Origin of the sequence: Bacillus sp. V59.32b, from assembly GCF_003429085.1 — a bacterium.
Taxonomy (GTDB): Bacteria; Bacillota; Bacilli; order Bacillales; family DSM-1321; genus Peribacillus.
The window spans coordinates 39602-60379 of record NZ_QVTC01000007.1; the positions used below are offsets into that span (position 1 = coordinate 39602).

At 40.7% G+C, this 20778-nt stretch carries 18 protein-coding genes; 14 read left to right on the top strand and 4 right to left on the bottom strand.

Annotated features, from left to right (window positions below; all coding sequences use genetic code 11):
* Positions 1-425 precede the first annotated feature (425 nt).
* The 8 genes from D0463_RS01820 to D0463_RS01860 all read left to right on the top strand — a co-directional run bounded on the left by D0463_RS01820 (position 426) and on the right by D0463_RS01860 (position 9565).
* On the top strand, positions 426-791 hold the full coding sequence (locus tag D0463_RS01820) for an ArsR/SmtB family transcription factor (protein ID WP_117304437.1): 366 nt from the start codon (positions 426-428) through the stop codon (positions 789-791).
* Positions 784-3192, top strand: a complete 2409-nt coding sequence (locus tag D0463_RS01825) for a heavy metal translocating P-type ATPase (protein ID WP_117304439.1) — start codon at positions 784-786, stop codon at positions 3190-3192. The genes D0463_RS01820 and D0463_RS01825 overlap by 8 nt, the downstream gene beginning before the upstream one ends.
* A 206-nt stretch (positions 3193-3398) precedes the next feature.
* Positions 3399-4817: a dihydrolipoyl dehydrogenase gene (lpdA, locus tag D0463_RS01835; protein WP_117304443.1), complete on the top strand. Its 1419-nt coding sequence runs from the start codon at positions 3399-3401 to the stop codon at positions 4815-4817.
* A gap of 179 nt (positions 4818-4996) precedes the next feature.
* Positions 4997-5581, top strand: coding sequence for a ZIP family metal transporter (locus D0463_RS01840; RefSeq protein ID WP_254052689.1), 585 nt, complete (start codon positions 4997-4999; stop codon positions 5579-5581).
* A gap of 203 nt (positions 5582-5784) precedes the next feature.
* The gene (locus D0463_RS01845; protein ID WP_117304445.1) at positions 5785-6447 is read left to right on the top strand and encodes a CadD family cadmium resistance transporter; all 663 of its coding nucleotides are present in this window, start codon (positions 5785-5787) and stop codon (positions 6445-6447) included.
* A 261-nt stretch (positions 6448-6708) separates the two neighbouring features.
* Positions 6709-7077: an ArsR/SmtB family transcription factor gene (locus tag D0463_RS01850; RefSeq protein ID WP_117304447.1), complete on the top strand. Its 369-nt coding sequence runs from the start codon at positions 6709-6711 to the stop codon at positions 7075-7077.
* Positions 7070-9205, top strand: coding sequence for a heavy metal translocating P-type ATPase (locus D0463_RS01855; protein ID WP_117304449.1), 2136 nt, complete (start codon positions 7070-7072; stop codon positions 9203-9205). The genes D0463_RS01850 and D0463_RS01855 overlap by 8 nt, the downstream gene beginning before the upstream one ends.
* 114 nt (positions 9206-9319) lie before the next feature.
* The gene (locus tag D0463_RS01860) at positions 9320-9565 is read left to right on the top strand and encodes a pirin-like C-terminal cupin domain-containing protein (RefSeq protein WP_117304451.1); all 246 of its coding nucleotides are present in this window, start codon (positions 9320-9322) and stop codon (positions 9563-9565) included.
* A gap of 159 nt (positions 9566-9724) precedes the next feature.
* Here the strand turns inward: D0463_RS01860 and D0463_RS01865 are convergent, their stop codons facing one another.
* Positions 9725-10039, bottom strand: a complete 315-nt coding sequence (locus D0463_RS01865; RefSeq protein ID WP_117304453.1) for a hypothetical protein — start codon at positions 10037-10039, stop codon at positions 9725-9727.
* A gap of 232 nt (positions 10040-10271) precedes the next feature.
* Here D0463_RS01865 and D0463_RS01870 point away from each other — a divergent pair, with 232 nt between their 5' ends.
* Positions 10272-11681 carry a S8 family peptidase gene (locus tag D0463_RS01870; RefSeq protein ID WP_117304455.1) on the top strand — a complete coding sequence of 470 codons (1410 nt, stop codon included), beginning with the start codon at positions 10272-10274 and terminating at the stop codon, positions 11679-11681.
* 809 nt (positions 11682-12490) lie between these two features.
* The gene (trhO, locus tag D0463_RS01875; protein ID WP_117304457.1) at positions 12491-13453 is read left to right on the top strand and encodes an oxygen-dependent tRNA uridine(34) hydroxylase TrhO; all 963 of its coding nucleotides are present in this window, start codon (positions 12491-12493) and stop codon (positions 13451-13453) included.
* Positions 13454-13588: 135 nt separating this feature from the next.
* On the opposite strand, the gene D0463_RS01880 is transcribed toward trhO, so the two are convergent.
* A complete protein-coding gene (locus D0463_RS01880) occupies positions 13589-14548 on the bottom strand; it encodes a TIGR03571 family LLM class oxidoreductase (protein ID WP_117304459.1) in 960 nt (319 codons plus the stop codon).
* 184 nt (positions 14549-14732) lie between these two features.
* On the opposite strand from D0463_RS01880, the gene D0463_RS01885 reads away from it, so the two are divergent.
* From D0463_RS01885 to D0463_RS01900, 4 genes are all read left to right on the top strand, one after another.
* Entirely contained in the window at positions 14733-15593 is an 861-nt protein-coding gene (locus D0463_RS01885) for an oxidoreductase (protein WP_117304461.1), read from the top strand.
* A 179-nt stretch (positions 15594-15772) separates the two neighbouring features.
* Positions 15773-16276, top strand: coding sequence for a DinB family protein (locus tag D0463_RS01890; protein ID WP_117304463.1), 504 nt, complete (start codon positions 15773-15775; stop codon positions 16274-16276).
* A 207-nt stretch (positions 16277-16483) separates the two neighbouring features.
* Positions 16484-17431, top strand: a complete 948-nt coding sequence (locus D0463_RS01895) for a TRM11 family SAM-dependent methyltransferase (RefSeq protein ID WP_117304465.1) — start codon at positions 16484-16486, stop codon at positions 17429-17431.
* A gap of 80 nt (positions 17432-17511) precedes the next feature.
* Positions 17512-18411: a DMT family transporter gene (locus D0463_RS01900; protein WP_117304619.1), complete on the top strand. Its 900-nt coding sequence runs from the start codon at positions 17512-17514 to the stop codon at positions 18409-18411.
* Positions 18412-18491: 80 nt separating this feature from the next.
* Here D0463_RS01900 and D0463_RS01905 read toward each other — a convergent pair whose 3' ends face one another.
* Both D0463_RS01905 and D0463_RS01910 read right to left on the bottom strand, forming a co-directional pair.
* Positions 18492-19898 (bottom strand): amino acid permease, encoded by a 1407-nt coding sequence (locus D0463_RS01905; RefSeq protein ID WP_174234276.1) that lies wholly within the window; start codon positions 19896-19898, stop codon positions 18492-18494.
* 213 nt (positions 19899-20111) lie between these two features.
* Entirely contained in the window at positions 20112-20735 is a 624-nt protein-coding gene (locus D0463_RS01910) for a nitroreductase family protein (protein ID WP_117304469.1), read from the bottom strand.
* Positions 20736-20778: the final 43 nt, after the last annotated feature.

Here is a 20778-nt window from a genome sequence, read left to right on the forward strand (position 1 = left end):
CTCATTCAAATATATATTAGATTAACAGTTCAATTATAGTATAGATGATGTATTATCTATATTCAAACATAATATTGACAGATTTTGTCGTATCTTATGATGATTGTAGGATTAAACCAATCTTGTTTTCGTAGTATCTAATACCAAATACAATCGTAACATTTATTGATGGTATCAATGTTTACATATGTTCCTTTATGCGTATTCGTACCTTGTGTTTCCTTCTCAGAATGAGGTAAAGTTTTCAGCTAGTCAATATATTCAAACAATCATTTGACTATTTACTTTAGTTAGGTATATACTTTATTCAAACAATCATTTGAATATTTTTTGATATACATTCAAATATTTGTTTGACTATCTTCGTTTAAGGAAATATAATATTATTCAAATGAATGTTTGATTGATTAAAAGGGGTGGAATAAGTGAAAAAAGATGCATGTGAAATAACGTGTATTGACGAAGAGAAGGTTTCAAGAGTTAAAGGCGAATTGTTAATGCACAATACTTTAGATGTGGCTCAAATATTTAAAGCATTATCAGATGATACAAGGATTAAAATTGCCTATGCTCTCTCCTTGGAAGAGGAATTGTGTGTCTGTGATGTAGCGAATATTGTTGGTGCTACGACTGCCGCAACGTCTCATCACTTGAGGCTGCTCAATAACCTTGGATTGGCTAAATATCGCAAGAAAGGGAAATTGGTTTATTACGCCTTGGATGACGATCATGTAAGGCAACTGATAAAAATGGCTTTTACACATCAAAAGGAGGTTGTTAAAGTTGGGTGAAGCAGCAAAACCGTTAGAGGACAAAAAAGTATACCGTGTTGAGGGATTTTCATGCGCGAATTGTGCAGGGAAGTTTGAGAAAAATGTGAAAAAGCTTCCGGGCGTTCAGGATGCACAAGTGAATTTTGGAGCATCAAAAATTTCCGTTTACGGAGAAGCAACGGTTGAGGAATTGGAAAAAGCCGGAGCTTTTGAGAATCTTAAAGTGGCTCCTGAAAAACCTAAACGGCAATCTTCGCATGAGGTTGAAGAGGTCAAAAATGTATATCGCGTTGAGGGATTCTCGTGCGCGAACTGTGCAGGAAAGTTTGAAAAAAATGTAAAGCAAATTCCGGGCGTTCAGGATGCACAAGTGAATTTTGGAGCATCAAAAATTTCCGTTTACGGAGAAGCAACGATTGAGGAACTGGAAAAAGCCGGGGCTTTTGAGAACCTTAAAGTGTCTCCTGAAAAATCTGTGCGGCAAGCTACAAAAGGGATTAATGAAGGCAAGGAGTTTATTAAAGAAGAAAAAGTACCGTTTTATAAAAAGCACAGTACTTTACTCTATGCATCCTTGTTCATTGTCTTTGGTTACCTGTCAGAGTTTGTGAATGGGGAAGAGAACCTCATTACTACATTATCATTTGTAGTATCCATGTTAATCGGAGGATTATCGCTCTTTAAAGTCGGTTTGCAAAACTTGCTTCGCTTTGAATTTGACATGAAAACCCTTATGACGGTAGCTGTTATAGGTGGAGCAATCATTGGAGAATGGGCAGAAGTTTCCATTGTTGTGATTCTCTTTGCAATCAGTGAAGCTCTAGAACGTTTCTCTATGGATAAAGCAAGACAATCGATTCGGTCCTTGATGGACATTGCCCCTAAAGAGGCGCTTGTAAGAAGAAACGGACAAGAAATGATGATTCATGTTGATGACATCGCCGTTGGTGACATTATGATCGTGAAGCCCGGTCAAAAGATTGCGATGGATGGTGTGGTCGTAAGTGGCTACTCTGCCGTCAATCAGGCAGCTATTACAGGTGAGTCCGTCCCTGTTGCCAAAACGGTGGATGATGAAGTGTTTGCAGGAACGTTAAATGAAGAAGGATTGCTTGAAGTAAAAATAACGAAACTAGTTGAAGATACAACGATTTCTAAAATTATACATCTTGTAGAGGAAGCACAAGGAGAACGCGCTCCATCTCAAGCGTTTGTCGAAAAATTCGCGAAGTATTATACGCCAATCATTATGATCATTGCCGCTTTAGTGGCTGTTGTTCCTCCACTTTTCTTTGACGGAAGTTGGGAAACATGGATTTATCAAGGGCTATCTGTACTTGTTGTTGGTTGTCCGTGCGCTCTGGTTATTTCCACACCGATTTCCATTGTGTCAGCAATCGGGAATGCGGCGAAAAAGGGTGTTCTAATAAAAGGTGGAGTTTATTTAGAAGAAATGGGTGCCTTAAAGGCCATTGCCTTCGATAAAACGGGAACACTAACAAAAGGTGTCCCAGTTGTAACTGATTTTAATGTGTTGAACAAGCAGACAAATGAAAAAGAATTGCTCTCTGTTATTACTGCATTAGAGTATCGTTCCCAGCACCCTCTTGCATCTGCCATCATGAAAAAAGCAGAAGAGGAAAATATTAATTATTCTGCTGTACTGGTAGAGGACTTCTCTTCTATTACAGGTAAGGGTATTAAAGGTACTGTAAACGGGATTACTTATTATATCGGTAGCCCAAAACTCTTTAAAGAATTATCAACTTCTAATTTCGATAAGAACTTAGAAGAAAAAGTTACGACTCTTCAAAATGAAGGCAAGACAGCTATGGTGGTTGGAACTGAAAAAGAAATACTCGCTGTTATTGCGGTAGCTGATGAAGTACGTGAATCAAGTAAAGAAGTTATTCAGAAATTGCATCAACTTGGAATCAAAAAGACCATAATGCTTACAGGTGATAATAAAGGTACCGCAAATGCTATCGGCGGTCACGTTGGAGTATCGGATATTCAGGCAGAACTGATGCCACAGGACAAATTAGATTATATTAAACAATTGAGATCCGAATACAGCAAAGTAGCTATGGTTGGAGATGGTGTAAATGATGCCCCAGCGCTTGCAGCTTCTACAGTTGGGATTGCAATGGGAGGAGCAGGTACAGATACTGCACTAGAAACGGCAGACGTTGCTCTTATGGGAGATGATTTAAGAAAGCTTCCATTTACAGTGAAACTAAGCCGTAAAGCTCTAAACATAATCAAATCCAACATCACCTTTGCAATCGCTATTAAATTAATAGCCTTGCTATTGGTCATTCCGGGTTGGTTAACGCTTTGGATTGCCATCCTTTCAGATATGGGGGCAACCCTACTTGTAGCGTTAAATGGTTTAAGACTTATGAGAGTAAAAGAGTAATAGGAAATGGGCTTTCCCAATATAGGAGTGGAAAGCCCAATTTTCAAAATGTATGTAAATTTTGCGTTTGGTGTAAATAACAAACATTACATAGGGTATAAGTTATATGTCCATCATATTAAAACGAGGATTAGAATATTAGGTGGTTTCTCTACAACAGGAAGATCATTATTTTTCATCACAAATCACCAAGGGAGGAAACAGAAATGACTGCAGATGTAAAAAAAGAAGTGGACTTGTTAGTTATTGGTGCAGGCTCTGGAGGTTACGTGTCAGCCATACGTGCGGCGCAGTTGGGAAAAAAAGTGGTACTAGTCGATAAAGCAGAACTAGGCGGAGTTTGCCTTAACCGGGGGTGTATACCTTCAAAAGCACTGATTAGCGCGTCTGAACGAGTCAAACAAATACAACAGGCAAAAACAATGGGAATCAGAGTTTCAGGTCAAGTTGAAATAGATATGCCTGAAGTAGTGAAGTGGAAGGATGGAATTGTAAACAAGCTAACAAACGGAGTCCGTACACTGCTAAAAGGAAATGGAGTAGAAGTCATCAGTGGTGAAGCATATCTTACTGAACCTCAAACTGTAAGAATTAAAACGGGCAACGAAGAACATTTATATTCATACAAAGATCTTATTCTTGCTATAGGGTCCTTACCTTTCGAATTAAAAAGTATGCCATTTGATAAGAATAGAATCATCTCATCAACGGAGGCACTAATGTTGCAAGAAGTGCCGAAACATTTAGTTGTAGTGGGTGGTGGCTACATCGGTTTGGAATTGGGTACAGCTTTTGCTAAGTTTGGCGCAAACGTAACCATTCTAGAGGGATCGGACACGATTCTTCCCGGTACCGACCCGATGCTTACAAATGTGGTGAAACGGCATTTGAAGGAACTGGGCATCACAGTCATTACGAATGCCCTAGTCCAAGGCGGAGAAAATACTGGTGAAGAAGTACAGGTCCGCGTGCAGGTTGATGGAAACGAAGAAACGATTACTGGCGATTATTGTTTAGTTTCCATAGGGAGAAAACCGAACACCGGAAAAATTGGTTTGGAAAATATCGGGGTAGAGCTCGATCAACGCGGATTTATTAAGATCAATGATAAATGTCAGACAAACGTTGAACACGTGTATGCAATTGGCGACTGCGCAGGTGGGTTCCTACTTGCTCATAAAGCAAGCTACGAAGGGAAAATTGCTGCAGAAGTGATATGCGGGCAAAAGAGTGTAATTGATTTTCAAGCCATGCCATTTGTTATTTTCAGTGACCCTGAAGTTGCTTACACAGGATTAACGGAGAAAGAAGCGAAGGAAAAAGGATTTGAAACAGTTTCTAGCCGGTTCCCATTCCAGGCGAACGGAAGGGCGTTATCTGTTTCTGATGCAGATGGCTTTGTACAGGTTGTGGCCGAAAAGAACACCAAAAGGGTATTAGGCGTACAGATGGTTGGGCCAGAAGTGTCATCACTTATTGCTGAAGCGGTCTTTGCCATTGAGTCTGGTGCAACTGCCGAAGATCTTAGCCTTACAATTCATGCCCATCCAACTCTGCCTGAACCATTGATGGAAGCAGCTGAAGGTGTAATGGGACATGCAATTCACATGCTGAATAAAAAATAAGTATAGTGTAATGAAAATAAACCTGCACTTTATAGTGCAGGTTGAATTTTTCAAACTTTTTGGAGTGAAAACGAATGGACATATTGTTCTACGTGTTAACGGCGGCTTTTGCTAACATCTAAGGTAGATTTGTAATATTTCTTAAAAAAAACTGGTCTAGAAGGAGCCTTAATGCCTTAATGGCGTTAAGCGCTGGAATACTTTTCACATTTGCTATTATGGATTTAATACCTGAAGCAATAGAGTTATATGAATCAAGTCCAATATATATTGTTTTAGGATTTTGTTTAATTTTTTTGTTCCAGCAGTTTCTTGCACCTCATTTTCATTTTGGAGAAGAGACTCACAAACATTCTCATTCACAGACCACAACGCTGGGTGCTTTAATGGGCATGTTAGTGCATACTTTTTTTGATGGTGTATCTATCGTTGCCAGTTTCAAAATAGATGAAAGAATAGGATTTGTTGTATTAATTGCAGTTTTGCTACATAAGATCCCTGACGGATGGACGATTTCATCAATTGTATTTGCAAATTTAAAAAGTAAGAAGAAGGCGATAGGTGCATCTGTGTTATTGGGTATTTCAACTATCATGGGTGCATTTGCGGCTTTGTATTTTACTCAATTCTTTTTGGTAGATAGTATTATTCTTGCTATAGCTCTTTCCATTACAGCTGGTATTTTTCTATATATCGCTACAGCTGATTTGTTACCCGTTGTAAGTGCGACTGAAGACAGATCAGTGATTCTTTTTTTTTTGTAGGAATTTTATTATATTATATGCTTCATTGGATATTTGAACAATTAGCTCCGACGTTACATTAGGTTTATTAAATAGATTTGTTAATATGCTTACCTGAAAAGTAAACTGATTAGAAATGATTAATTATGTTTATGAAATGGAAATACTATAATATTCAATCTTGCGTTTGATTGTTTACGAACACTATAAAGGGGTTGACACAAATGAATTTAATTTTGACCATAATTTCGGCTTTAGGGGCGTTTATCGCAACTAATATCGATGACATTTTTATTCTAATGTTGTTGTTCTCTCAGGCAAGGACACAGGCGAAAGCGAGTAACGGTAGAGCGGTTAACATGCAGACTAATGGAAACCGTATTTACCCTAGAGATATAGTCATTGGACAATATTTAGGTTTTGCACTTTTAGTTCTAATCAGTCTCTTAGCGACATTTGGTGTAACTCTCATTCCTGATCAGTGGGTAGGTTTACTGGGACTAATCCCAATTTATTTAGGGGTTAAACTGTTTATAAAAGGTGAAGAAGAAGATGAAGGTGCCATTCTTTCCAGTTTAAACAAATTCAATAAATTCTATTTAAGTGTAGCCTTTATCACATTTGCCAATGGTGGAGACAACATCGGAATTTACGTTCCGTTCTTTTCTACTTTGAACACGAATGAACTGGTTATTACGGTTGTTACCTTCTTTATTATGGTGGCGATCTGGTGTTTAATCGGCTATCGTTTGGCCAGATTCAGATATGTTTCTGAAACACTTGAGAAATACGGCCGCTGGATTATTCCAATTGTGTTTATAGGATTAGGAATATATATTATGTTAGAGAATGAAACTTTTACCGCTCTTTCTAATTTATTTAAATAAACTGATGGCAGCATAGACATCTCTTAATACGAAATAATAAAAAGGATTTCTCCATCTGGTATAAAACGTTACATGTCGCAATAAGTATAATAAGCTCAACGCAATTTGCGTTGGGTCTTTTTTCATGGCATCAATTGAGATAAACTGTTAGGAATTGTTACAAAGCAGCTGAGAAAAAAATAACATCAATCAAATATACTTTTGAGTATCAGTAAAAAGGGGTATAATAAAATTAATAAAAATTTTGAAGGAAGTGATTATATGAGTCAAAAGGACACTTGTGAAATTTATTGTTTTGACGAACAAAAAGTGAACCGGATACAGGGTAAACTACAACAAGTAGATCTAGCTAGTGTTGCCCAGTTATTTAAAGCGCTAGCAGATGAAAATAGAGCAAAAATTGCCTTTTCTTTGTGCCAAGATGGGGAACTATGTGTATGCGATATAGCTAATATCATTGGTTCTTCAGTCGCCACCGCTTCTCACCACCTACGAAGTCTTCATAAACAAGGGCTTCTGAAGTATAGAAAAGAGGGTAAATTAGCTTTTTACTCGTTAGAAAATGAACAAATCAAGCAACTAATTTCCATTGCATTATCAAACAAACAGGAGGCTACAGTCAATGTCTGAACAACTAGCAAAGTCCACAGATCAAGAGACAAAGACCTATCGCATACAAGGATTCACCTGAGCAGATTGTGCAAAAACGTTCGAAACGAACGTAAAACACCTGTATGGTGTTTCTGATGCTAAAGTTAACTTTGGAGCTTCTAAACTTACTGTTACAGGAAGTACCACCATCGAAGAACTTGAGAAGGCAGGAGCTTTTGAAAACCTAAGAGTTCGAGATGAAAAAGAACAAGCAATAGAACGTGAACCTTTTTGGAGACAAAAAGAAAACATTAAAGTATATATTTCAGCAGTGCTTTTAATTATTAGCTGGTTCCTTGCTGAACAATATGGTGAAGAGCATATTATTCCTACAATTGGATACGCTGCTTCCATTCTTATTGGAGGATATTCCCTCTTTATCAAAGGACTAAAAAATTTAGTTCGATTAAAGTTCGATATGAACACCCTAATGACAGTTGCGATTATAGGAGCAGCAGCTATAGGGGAATGGGGAGAAGGAGCGACAGTTGTTATTCTGTTTGCGGTAAGTGAGGCATTAGAGCGTTATTCGATGGATAAAGCCCGTCAATCCATCCAATCACTAATGGATATAGCTCCAAAAGAAGCCCTGATTCGACGAGGGAACGAAGAAATGATGGTCCATGTGGAAGATATTCAAGTTGGAGACATCATGATTGTTAAGCCGGGTCAAAAGTTAGCAATGGACGGAGTTGTAGTAAAAGGTACATCCACATTGAATCAGGCCGCCATAACAGGTGAAAGTGTTCCTGTGGCAAAAGCAGTCAAGGACGAAGTTTTCGCAGGAACTTTGAACGAAGAAGGATTGCTCGAAGTAGAAGTGTCTAAGCGTGTTGAAGATACAACTCTTTCTAAAATAATTCACTTGGTTGAAGAAGCTCAAGCAGAGAGAGCGCCATCTCAAGCTTTTGTGGACCGATTCGCGAAATATTATACACCATTCATTATCCTATTGGCATTTATGATCGCTATCGTTCCTCCATTGCTTTTTGGGGGAGACTGGAGCGAGTGGATTTATCAGGGATTAGCTGTGTTAGTAGTTGGTTGTCCATGTGCATTGGTCATTTCAACACCTGTTTCCATTGTTACAGCAATAGGTAACGCTGCTAAAAATGGTGTGTTAATTAAAGGTGGAATTCATCTAGAAGAAGCAGGAGCTTTAAAAGTTATTGCTTTTGATAAAACAGGAACATTAACAAAAGGGGTCCCTGCAGTAACTGATGTAATCTCGTTTGGACGTAATGAAAAGGAATTAATGAACATAACTGCTGCAATTGAAAAAGGATCACAGCACCCGCTTGCATCCGCGATTATGCGAAAAGCGGAGGAAGATGGATCCGATTTTAACAAGGTGGTCGTGGATGACTTCCAATCGATTACAGGTAAAGGCGTAAAAGCCAGCGTGAATGGGGTTATATATTACGTCGGTAGTCCGAACCTATTAGAAGAATTACATCAAGGCATTAAAAAAGAATTAAATGAACAGATTAATACCTTACAAACGCAAGGAAAAACCGTAATGGTTCTAGGCACAGAACAGGAGATTCTTTCGTTGATTGCTGTAGCTGACGAAATGAGAGAGTCATCTAAAGAAGTTATTCGAAGACTTCATGAAATTGGTATTGAAAAAACAGTGATGCTTACAGGTGATAACCACCGAACAGCACAAGCTATCGGAAATGAAGTAGGAGTGTCCGACATCAAGGCAGATTTGTTGCCGGAGGATAAGTTAACCTATATTAAACAGCTCCGTGAAAAGTACCAAAGTGTCGCGATGGTTGGAGATGGTGTTAATGATGCACCAGCACTTGCAGCATCAACCGTTGGTGTTGCGATGGGTGGCGCTGGAACAGATACAGCGTTAGAAACAGCGGATATTGCGCTAATGTCTGATGATTTATCCAAATTACCATATACAATCAAATTAAGTCGGAAGGCTTTAACGATTATTAAGCAAAATATCACCTTCTCTTTAGCCATTAAGGCGGTAGCATTACTTTTAATCATCCCCGGTTGGTTAACCCTATGGTTAGCGATTTTTGCGGATATGGGAGCTACACTCCTTGTTACACTAAATAGTTTGCGGCTTTTAAAGGTCAAAGAGTAAATTGTGATCAGCAAGGAAAGGTAAGGACCAAACCATATGAACGGTTTGGTCCTTGTTTTAGTTCATCTTTTTAAACTTAACCATTTCAAAATTCAAATTATCTAAGCCAGTAAAATCTATGTTTTTTATTGCTCTGCAGTAATTAATCATGAACTAAATGTTTCTTCGGAGCAATTTGTTCTTTTTAAGAATGAGGGAGAAGATATTTCAATTGAAGCCGACAGTGAAAATACAATCGTGCTGATTCTAAGCGGGGAGCCATTAAATGAACCGATTGCCCACCGCGGACCGTTTGTGATGAACACAGAGGAAGAACTATTCCAGGCTTTTAAGGATTATCAGAACGGGATGTTTGACTAAGGAGGGAGAACACTTCTGGTTAGGCAACCATTATTAATTAAGAGGAAAACGCTATTCTTTCATGGCAACTGAAAGAATAGCGTTTTTTGTTTTCTTCATTGTAATTATGTCCGACAGCAGTAGAAGGGAATAAGCAACTATTATCTTAACGTAGGGTACTTAAAACATCTCGTTAATTTCCCACGATTCGACGGTCAAATACGCGGTGTGCGGATCCATGCCTTTGCCCATTAAATAGGCCATAGCAGCCACTTCCTGCAAAGCATGCTTATATGAAGTGTCCTTCGCCTCCTCCATTCCGTAATGAACAAAAGGGGAAATCTTCTTTAACACTTCTGATTTCAAATGAGGATAAATAGGTTGTTTGACCAGCGGCTGCGCCCAAATCTCAGATTTGGGATATTGCGGGAAATCATCTGCAAATTGCGGCTGGTTGTAAGACATTCCATATGGGTACTGGCGGTAAGGATTCATTAGTAATTTCCTTTCTTATTATATATCTTAACGGTTTTATACTATGTTCCGCAAAAGCCCTTGGCATAGACAGTAGCCTACTTACAACAAATTTGGAGATGAATGAATTCCATAATGAAAACAAATTTAGAACCTGATTAATCCCATGAGATTAAACACCACTATTTGCCATCGTTAAATACCGATGACAAAAACAAACTAATAAAATCAAATTGATTCCAGGGGTGCCTTCATGGGAAAAATACCTAGGTTCTTACTATTTACTATTTCCTTTGCGATTCTTATAACGGTTGGATCGGTCTTTTTGTCTCATAACGAAAGAAATACTCGAAATCCGGAAATTAATACTGCCAATAACCGATTTAATGTCCCTGTTTCAAGAATCCAGAATGTTAATAACGGCCGGCAGCTCCTGCAGATCAACAGCATTGCGGACGGGGAAAATCTCAAGATGCATTTACGGGCTGATCAGGGCGTGTTTCTCCTCAATCAAAATGGCGGAAGGGAGAGCCATTATAACAAAAAAGAAGTATCGGTAAAATTCAAGGACAATCCAAGCCAGCAGACGATAAACAAGCTAATGGCGGACGTTGATGGGCAGGTTGTAAAAAATCTCGAGTCCAGATTCGTTTTTCGCTCTAATCGTCTGACAACACCAGAACTGATTCAGCGTTTCAAAAGCCGGGGCGAAGTGGAATACGCGGAACCCAATTATCTGTATCTGCAAAATCAAACCGATTTGCCGAATGACCTTTTGTACCGTGAACAGTATCAATGGAACTTGCCTGTCATCCAAACAGAATCAGGCTGGGGTGTTTCAAGAGGTGATGAAGATATTGTGATCGCAGTCATAGATACGGGTGTCGATTTAAATCATCCGGATTTAAGAAGGCGGGTAACGGAGGGATACAATGTGCTGGCAGATAATAACATTCCTCAAGATGATAATGGCCATGGCACCCACGTATCCGGTATTATTGCCTCTGAAACAAATAACCGTGAAGGAGTCGCCGGGCTTACATGGTTTAATAAGATTATGCCGATTAAAGCAATGAGTGCAGCAGGGTATGGCACTACTTTTGATATAGCAAAGGGGATTATCTGGGCGGTTGATCACGGGGCAGATGTCATCAATTTGAGCTTAGGGAATTATCATCCATCTTCTTTGATGAAAGAAGCTGTCGAATATGCCTATGCTAACAACGTGGTCCTAGTGTCCGCAGCAGGGAACGAAAATACGAGCGATGCGAGCTATCCTGCTATTTATCCGGAAGTTCTTAGTGTCTCTGCCGTAAGCTACACGGGGGAACGCGCTTCTTTTTCGAATTATGGAGACTATATCGATGTTGCAGCTCCTGGCGTCCAAATTCCAAGTACGTATGTAAATCGGCAATATGCGGCGATGTCGGGAACATCCATGGCTGCGCCTCATGTAGCAGGACTGGCAGGCCTCGTGCTTTCTGAAAACCCTGATTTAACAAATAGAGAGGTCATGGACATTATTAAAGATACCGCGTATGACATCGGCGCACGCGGCAATGACGAAGACTTTGGCAGCGGGTTGATCGATGTCAGTAATGCGTTGGAAGCTGCCCGGAACCATGATGAGGGAAGAAACTTCATTGATGATTTATTTGAATAATTGATTGGTAAAAGAACAGGGACCAAAAACGAAAACAACTCGTGAGGTTCCTCAGTTTACAACAATCACCAGTGGATTTAGATGTTGCTAAAATCATACTCGAAAATGCGTTTCGTTTGAATGGACGACGTTTTCGTTCAATTGACCGGTAGTTTCATTAAATCATCATGATTTTCGTTTAAAATGAACTCTGTTTTCGTTTAAATCAGATGAATGATCGTTTAAATGATTAAAGACCCTCTGTAGTCATATGATAAAATGTAAATTCTGCAGAAAAAAGGACCTTCGCTTACCTATATTTTTTACATGCAGATGCTAAGTTACAGCTTAGCATCTTTTTTATACGCAGATTTAGACATGAAAAGACGAAGATCTTCATTATTTCTCCCTTTAAGGTTTCGGAACTTCTTTCTGAAAACCCTGATTTTTTCGCAATATGGTTTTGAAATCCTCGGAAGGTATTATATACATGGGGTTAATCATATTTGAACGGCACGTCCAATTGAAATATATCAAAGGAAATGTTATTCTAAAATCTTGATTATGCATTATTTTAAAAATAGGCTCTGTTAAATTCCATTGTTGATTTTCAAATGGTCATGGAATCTACTCGCTTTCCGCGGACGAACTGGCAAGCCTCCTCACTCGTACCTCGCTGCGGGGTCTTGCCAGCCCGTTTTTCCGCAGGAGTCTCGCAGATTCCCTTCCCAAAAACAACATTATCATTTAACAGAACCTAAAAATAAAAAAGTTTAATATCTGATTTAAAGCTGATGATTCACTTACAATAAATTATGAGGTGGATGAACATGGAGAATAAATATCGAGTTTTGCTTTATTATCAATATGTCACGATCGAAGACCCTGAAAGGTTTACAAAGAACCATTTACGGTTTTGTAAAGAAGTGGGATTAAAAGGACGGATTCTGGTTTCAAGTGAAGGAATCAATGGAACGGTTTCAGGGACATTGGAGCAAACTGAGGAATATATGGAGCATATGCAGCGGGATATCCGCTTTAAAGATATGGTGTATAAAATGGATTATGCCGACCAGCATACGTTTAAGAACATACATGTCCGTCACCGCAGAGAGCTGGTCACCTTAGGTTTGGACGAAGACGTGAACCCTCTGGAGCTAACAGGGACATATCTCGAACCAAAGGAATTCTTTGCACAAATGCAAGATGAGGATACGGTTGTAATCGACGCTCGGAACGATTATGAATACGAACTGGGGCATTTCCGCAATGCAATCAAACCTGATATAAAAGCGTTTCGTGAATTGCCTGCTTGGATCCGAGAGAATAAAGAAAAATTAGAAGGCAAAAAAATCCTGACTTATTGCACCGGCGGAGTCCGCTGCGAAAAGTTTTCTGGATGGCTGTTGAAAGAGGGATTCGAAGATGTTGCCCAATTACATGGGGGAATCGTTACGTACGGCAATGATCCAGAAGTAAAAGGGCAGCTATGGGACGGCCAGTGTTATGTGTTTGATGACAGAATCGGTGTGCCGATTAATAAGGTGGAAACTGTAGTTGTCGGACGGGACTACTTTACTAACGAACCTTGCGAACGATACGTAAATTGCGCAAATCCCGAATGCGATAAACGCATATTCTGCACGGAGGAAAATGAACATCGTTATATGCGGAGCTGCAGCCATGAATGTCGGGTTCACCCGGAGAATTTATATGTGAAAGAACACGGATTAAATAAAAGTGAAATTCAATCAAGATTAAATGAGATAGATAGTACAAAGGTTTCTTTATAAACCTATAAAAACAGCCACTTCATGAATGAAGTGGCTGTTTTTATTTTTGGGAACTATATTTCAATCATGCTTGTTATTGATTGCGTGTCAAGCATACAGCCGTTTGTATGCTTTGCAAAACAGGGGTTCATCTCCTTATTTTTCATCAGTAAGCGAATGCGTAGGGAAATGCGGCAAAATCTCTTCACCAAGTTCAAGGATGACATCTTCTGGCGGCCGTTTAGAGAAATACAAGACAAATGTAAGGTGATTGACGCCGATTGTCTGGAACTGTTGAAGCAGCTCCAATAAATATTTGCGACCGACATGAAAACCTAATGGAATGGTGACGGGAGGTGCATCTGGATTTTCCGATAAGTCGATAAATAACGACTGAGTAAACGGTTTGAATACTCCCGGAGACTTTTCTTCCACCATTGCGCGATAATCGCTGATTAACATCGTTTGTTGCTGAATGCTTCTGGGGTATTGGAACCAACCATCGCCATGCTCGGCAATCCATTCCATCGACTGGCGGCTGAAGCCCGTTGCCATCATGGGAATCGGCGACACCGGTTGCGGAATCAATCTCGTATCTGTTCCATCTATAAAACCATGATCAAAATGAATGGTTGGTCCTTCTTCCTTCAGCAATCGGTCAATGGTCTCGAAATTCTCTTTAAAAAGGTGTCCACTATCTTCTTTATCAATTCCCAGAGCTGTAAAATCCTTTGCCCGATCACCAGATCCGACACCAAGGATGAGGCGATCCGGAAACAAGCGGTGTATCGAAAGGGCTTCCTTAGCGACGCGAACCGGATGGCGCAAGGGAAGGACGACGCTAGAAGTTCCTAATGCTATTTGCTTAGTGTGAGCAGCAAGATACGTTAAATAGATCCAGACATCATACATTTGGCCATTATCATCAATAGTAAGATCCTGCATCGTAACATCCCGTAGCCATAGTGCTGCAAAACCAAAATCTTCAATCGCACGGGCGAGCTGCAATTGATTTTCCATTCTCGGCATTTTGGACATTCTTTCAGTCGGGATCGAAAAGCCGAGTGTCATTTTATCCTGTTGATACATTCTTTGAAATGCTCGGTGTTCTAACATGCCTGACAGATCCTCCTTCGTCATGTGCACAATTATTTTTATCATCTTCATTATGATCGAAAAATAACAATAAACCGATGTTATGTATTAACTGCCATAAAGTCAAAAGATTGGTTTCATTTCACACCACAAATGAATGGTGCATGGGACCCTTCTTTGTTATAAAAGAAGGAGGGGGGATTTAATGGGAAATCAAATTGCAATTGTTACCGGTTCATCAAGCGGTTTTGGGTTATTGACGTCGCTCGAATTAGCCAATCGGGGTTTTCGAGTGATTGCTACGATGAGGAATCCTCAAAAGGGAACGGAATTAACGAAGAAAGCCAAGGAATTGGGAATTGACCGTAACATCGAAATTCATGAACTTGACGTCACATCAGAAGCGTCCATTCAAGGTTTGAAGAGATTATTAGAATCGCTTGGGCAGGTGGATGTACTCGTAAATAATGCCGGGTATGCCGGTGCCGGTTTTGTCGAGGAAATTCCAGTCAATGAATACAGGAAACAATTCGAGACCAATCTGTTTGGCTTAATAGCTGTTACACAGGTAGTTTTACCGCTGATGCGTGAACAGGGAAATGGAAACATCATCAATATAAGCAGCATCAGTGGCAGAATCGGTTTTCCGGGGATGTCCCCTTATGTTGCTTCCAAATACGCTCTGGAAGGCTGGAGCGAATGTCTCCGGCTTGAAATGAAACCATTTGGAATCCAAGTCGCTCTCGTTGAACCAGGATCATATCAGACGAACATCTGGACAACCGGGAAACAAGTAACAGAGAAATCACAACTCGAAAATTCTCCATATTATGAAACGATGAGAAACATTGAAGGGTACTTACTAAAAAATGAATCCGGATATGGAGATCCTCAGGAAGTAGCTAGTTTGATAGGTGAGATTTCACAGCAAAAAGAGACGACATTGCGTCATCCTGTTGGAAAAAGAGTGAAACTGAGTATCAGATTAAAAAACTTTTTGCCATGGACAACCTGGGAGAAGATAACGGTAAAGACATTAAAAAGCAACAGTAGCAAAACCGAATAAATACATAATATAGTACTTATACCCATTCTGAGATAATGAGAATAACAGAGAGAATATAAGCATACTATGACTATGTTGGATTATTAAGAGTATTGCATGAAGGAATATACTTGGTTAAAGAAGGATTCTTCAACAAAATAGCGTAATCATCACTTAAATTAAACGTAGGAGGGTTCTATATGTTTCTGACATTGGAAGGTTTTATGAAATCTTGGGAATTCGAATCACAAGCAACTCAAAAAATACTGAACAATCTAACCGACGAATCTCTTAAACAGGAGATAACTGAAGAGAATTGGACATTGGGGCGTATTGCTTGGCACATTGTACCATCCATACATATCATGACTTCCCGCACTGGGCTGAAGTTTGAAGCCCCCACGGAAAACTGGCCAGTGCCGACCTCAGCTCAATTCATTGCAGACAGCTATGGTCAAGTAAGCGCAGCATTCTTAGAGGCAATAAAAGCTCAATGGACTGATGAAAGTCTCCAGATTGAAAGCGACTTTTTTGGACAGAAGCAGCAAAATTCGATTTTCTTGATGACGCTGATTCTTCATCAAAACCATCACCGCGGACAAATGACCGTTCTAATGCGCCAGGCCGGTTTGCCGGTTCCAGGAATCTATGGCCCTTCAAAGGAAGAGTGGGCGCCTGCTGGCATGGAAGCACCAATTCAATAGATGACAGGCACCATCCAATTAATGTGTTTAGCATTGCGCGTGGAAATAATTAGACAAAAGGACTCGGTTTACACCGGGTCCTTTGTGATTTTTTGATATAATAGGCAGAAATTTCATAAGAAGTATGAATCCTGCATATTGCTTTTAACAGCTTTTACGGATAAGGTTTTATATGAAGCTAGTTTAAATGATAAAGGATGTAATTATTTGGAAAATCATAATCTAACACCAGCATATATATACACATATGCATGCAGTCCGGAGGAACTCTCTTTATGCCGCATGGAGATGCGTTCACTTTTTGGACTTGAGTCACCGTTCAATATTATCAAAAGCCCCACTAGCATTGATCCCAGCAGAAGTCCGTTCATTAAGGAACGGATTGAAGTGATGCATGAAGGGGATAGCGTGCAGGAGATTGTCGAGCAAGTAAAACACATCCAGTTGGATGAATCAACATTCAAAGTTATTTTCGTGAAAATAAACGATTTGCAAGAAAAAGTAGAATACTGGGAGCAACGTGCAATCGAGCGGGAAATTGGCTGGCCCATCCAGGGCGAAGCCGATATGCACGAGCCTGACCATATATTCGGCATAGTTCCTCTTGGCAGGAAATGGTATTTCGGGAAATATCTCAAAAGCGAAGCAATCTGGCTTCATCATCTTAAAAAACCCCGCGAATATTCCACTGCACTCAGCACACGTGTAGCCAGGGCTGTGGCGAATATCGCTGTACCGAAACCGGAAGGAGTCAAAGCGATTGACCCTTGCTGCGGGATTGGCACGGTATTGGTCGAGGCGCTTTCGATGGGAATTGACATCGTCGGACGCGATATAAACCCTCTTGTCACAGACGGATCCAGGGAGAATATTGCCTACTTCGGGCATGTAGGCGAGGTAACAACGGGACCCATATCAGAGGTTTCTGAAAAATATGACGTTGCAATTATCGATATGCCCTATAATTTATATACCCATGCCTCACCGGAAGACCAGCTCTCCATTCTTCAGAACGCCCGCAGGTTTGCTGGCAAAGTGGTCGTTATCACGATCGAAACGATGGACGAAATGATCAAGGAAGCGGGGTTTGAAATTGCAGATCGCTGCGTCGCCAATAAAGGCTCATTTTCCAGGCAAATTATTGTATGTGAGTAGCAAAGATAGATTAATATGGAATAAACGCTCAGCATTAAGACATTATAGACATCCAGAAAGAAGTTGATGGTTTGGCAAAAATGTATATACTTTTAGTGGTCATCATGGTGGCATGGGGATTCAACGTGTCTGCAACAAAGATCCTTGTGGACCAGTTCATGCCTGTTTCCATCACGGCACTAAGAATTCTTACAGCGGGCATTTCCGTTTTTGTAATTCTTTATTTTTTAAAGCTGCTCCGGTTGCCCTCGAAAAAAGAAATTCCAGCCATTATCCTTGGGGCTTTATTGAACGTTACAGCCCATCATTATTATTTATCGGTAGGCCTTAAAGACACGACGGCTGTGCATGGTGGGATCATTATCGGGACGGGACCCTTGCTTACGGCCATCTTATCCATCATACTGCTCGGCAGCCGCTTCACCCTCTTAAAAGGGTTAGGATTCATACTTGGCTTTGCCGGGATCATCGTCACCGTTATGTCGGGAAATACCGAAGCAAGCGGAATTAATCCCGGGGATATCGATGTCTTCTTATCTATATTTTCACAAGCTCTTAGCTTTATCTTGATTAAAAAAGTATCGAAGACGATGGACCCGCGCTTGATGACGGGATATATGCTTGTAATCGGGTCTATGTTCCTTTTCATCCTGAGCCCAATCGTTGAACCGGGTGGATTCTCAGGAATAGCCGATGGATCCGTTTATGATTATGTAATCTTTTTTGCTTCGGCGATCATCGCTACGGCCGTAGGCCATATGGGTTATAATTATGCGATTGGAAAGATCGGTGCCGCCGAATCAGCTGTTTTCATGAATTTATCTCCATTCTTCTCACTGATTGGCGCTGCTCTGTTTCTTAACGAAAGAATTTATGCAACCCACCTAATCGGCTTACTATTGATTATTATGGGTGTTCTGATTGGCTCAGGCGCTTACAATCAATTAAGAAAGTCTAAGAGTTCCGGAGTAGCTATTTAGATAGTGAATACAAAAATAAACGGGGCATCTTTTGAGGTTTAATCCTCAAGAGATATCCCGTTTATGTTTTAAACATAAAGTTATACGGCTTCTATTTGCCTCTCAGCAGGTTTTACCCATCTGTAAAAGAAAATGCCGCTTGCCAGCAAAGCCATGCCCAGCGCAAATGTCTTCAAATCCGCTGTGCCCGCGTAAATCACCCAGATTGAATAAATGGTTGAAAGAACGCCTATGACTCCATCAAAGATCCTGCTTCTCCGGCTCGTATATGTCTCACCAGTTAGGACCAGCTTGAGCTGGAAGACCGATGAGATGAAATAAGGGACAAGATAGGCAAGCGTTGCAATCACAATCGTAAAATTAAAGGCCGTTGAAATTGTGCTTGAAATAGTAGAGAAAATAAACAGCTGGCCAAGGATGTTGGTAACTACCATGGAAAAGACAGGAATGCCTTTTTTATTTACTTTTGCGAAAGCTGGCAAGAATAATCCTTGCTTCGCCGCCTGATAGGGAACTTCCGCACTCAGCATGACCCAGCCGATTGTGGAGCCGAACAAACTGATCAATCCAACCGCCGCAAGAATTTTTCCACCAATCGGACCTAACACCGTTGAAATCGCATCTATGAGCGGCTTGTCAGACGCCGCAAGAACTTCTTGGCTCAGCATCCCCATGACAAGCGTGCTGATGCCAATATAGATGGCAAGTGCGATCAGTAATCCAAGCATGGTCGCGCGCTTCACGTCGACTTGCTTTTTGGCCCTCGACGCAAATACAACGGCAGATTCCACCCCGATAAACGCCCATAGCGTCGTCACGGCTGCACTATTGATTTGCCCAAGCAAACCGATAGCTTGTCCCGCGTCATCGAATCGCGGGGCAACAAATGGAAGCATGTTCGCTTTTTGAAAGGCAAACAGACCGACGAGGATAAATAGGAAAAACCCGATAACCTTGGCTGCCGTCGCCAGGAAATTCAGCTTTCCGGCCGTGTCATGGCCTTTCAATATAATCAAATGCGTTCCCCATAGCAGGATCGTACAGACGATAAAGGTCAAGGCATTTCCGACTTTTAACGTAAATCCGCCGATTGTAAACAGCTCAGCCTGGTTTAATAGAGCAGGGAAGAAGGTCGACAAGTAACCGGCAAAAGTCGTAATGAGCGCGATATTCCCTGTCAGATTCCCCAGCCAATATCCCCAGGTAGTCATAAACCCGGTCAAAGTCGAAGTGTTGCTGCCGGGCTTAAATAATTCCTTCGCATAAATTTGCGGCCCGCCTATAAGCTTTGGCTTGCGTAAAGCCAGGTTTCCGAATACAAGTGCGATCATCAGCACGCCAAAGCCGGTAACAAGCCATGCGGAAATCACGCCGGCAGGGCTCGCCACTTTAGTTAAAGAAGCAGGCAGCATAAAAATGCCGGTTCCGACCATATTCCCGACTACCAAGGCCGTCAAAATCCACAGGCCAAGTTTTTTGTTATTCATGATGTGATTTCCTCTCTAGTTGGCAATTTCTTTCATTTATCAAATAATTAAGTAACCATTTATCGTGATTAGATGAATACAATATACATTCACTTGTAATAATATACGGTCATTTGAAAGACAAGTCAATGGAGAATTTTTACTTAAAAGAGTGGAAAAATGGCATGAAAAAGGAGCGGGAATGAATCCGCTCCTTTTGTATCGCCCCAAGACTTAGTGGAATGTGACAATTTTATTCGTGTCAAATCGATGATGAGGATACCCCTCACTATCAGGCTTGCCAAAAGGAAGAATCCCAGCGAACTTCACATGTTCAGGTAAGCCTAATATCTCTCTGACTTTATTCTGGTCGAAGCCAAGCATCGGGTTGCTCGCATAGCCATGCCCCTGAACAGCTACCATCAGGATGCCGAATGCAATATTTGTTTGCGTTAATCCCCATTGGCCGCGTTCTTCCAAGCTCATCCCATTGAATAATGCTGATAAATTAGCTATTTCATCTTGTTTCTGTTCGGGAGAGAGTCCCGGGTGAACAGTGTCTGCCAGATTTTCGAGCACATCTTCCATATCACTGGTCACAACGACCACGACCGGTGCTGATGTTACCTGTTTTTGACCGTAAGCTGCCTCTTCCAGTTTGTCCTTCATAACTTCATCGGTTACCACATGGAAACGCCATGGCTGAAGATTCCAGGCACTAGGAGATAGGCGTACAAGTTCAAAAATACTTTGAAGATCTTGTTCACCGATCGGCTGCTGGTCATATTTTCTGATACTGTGCCGTGATTCAATGGCTTCTTTAACGGACAGAGTTTGTTCAGTTGTTTTGCGCGTCATATTGACCATCCTTTATTACTCGTATTTAACGGGATTATTTTAC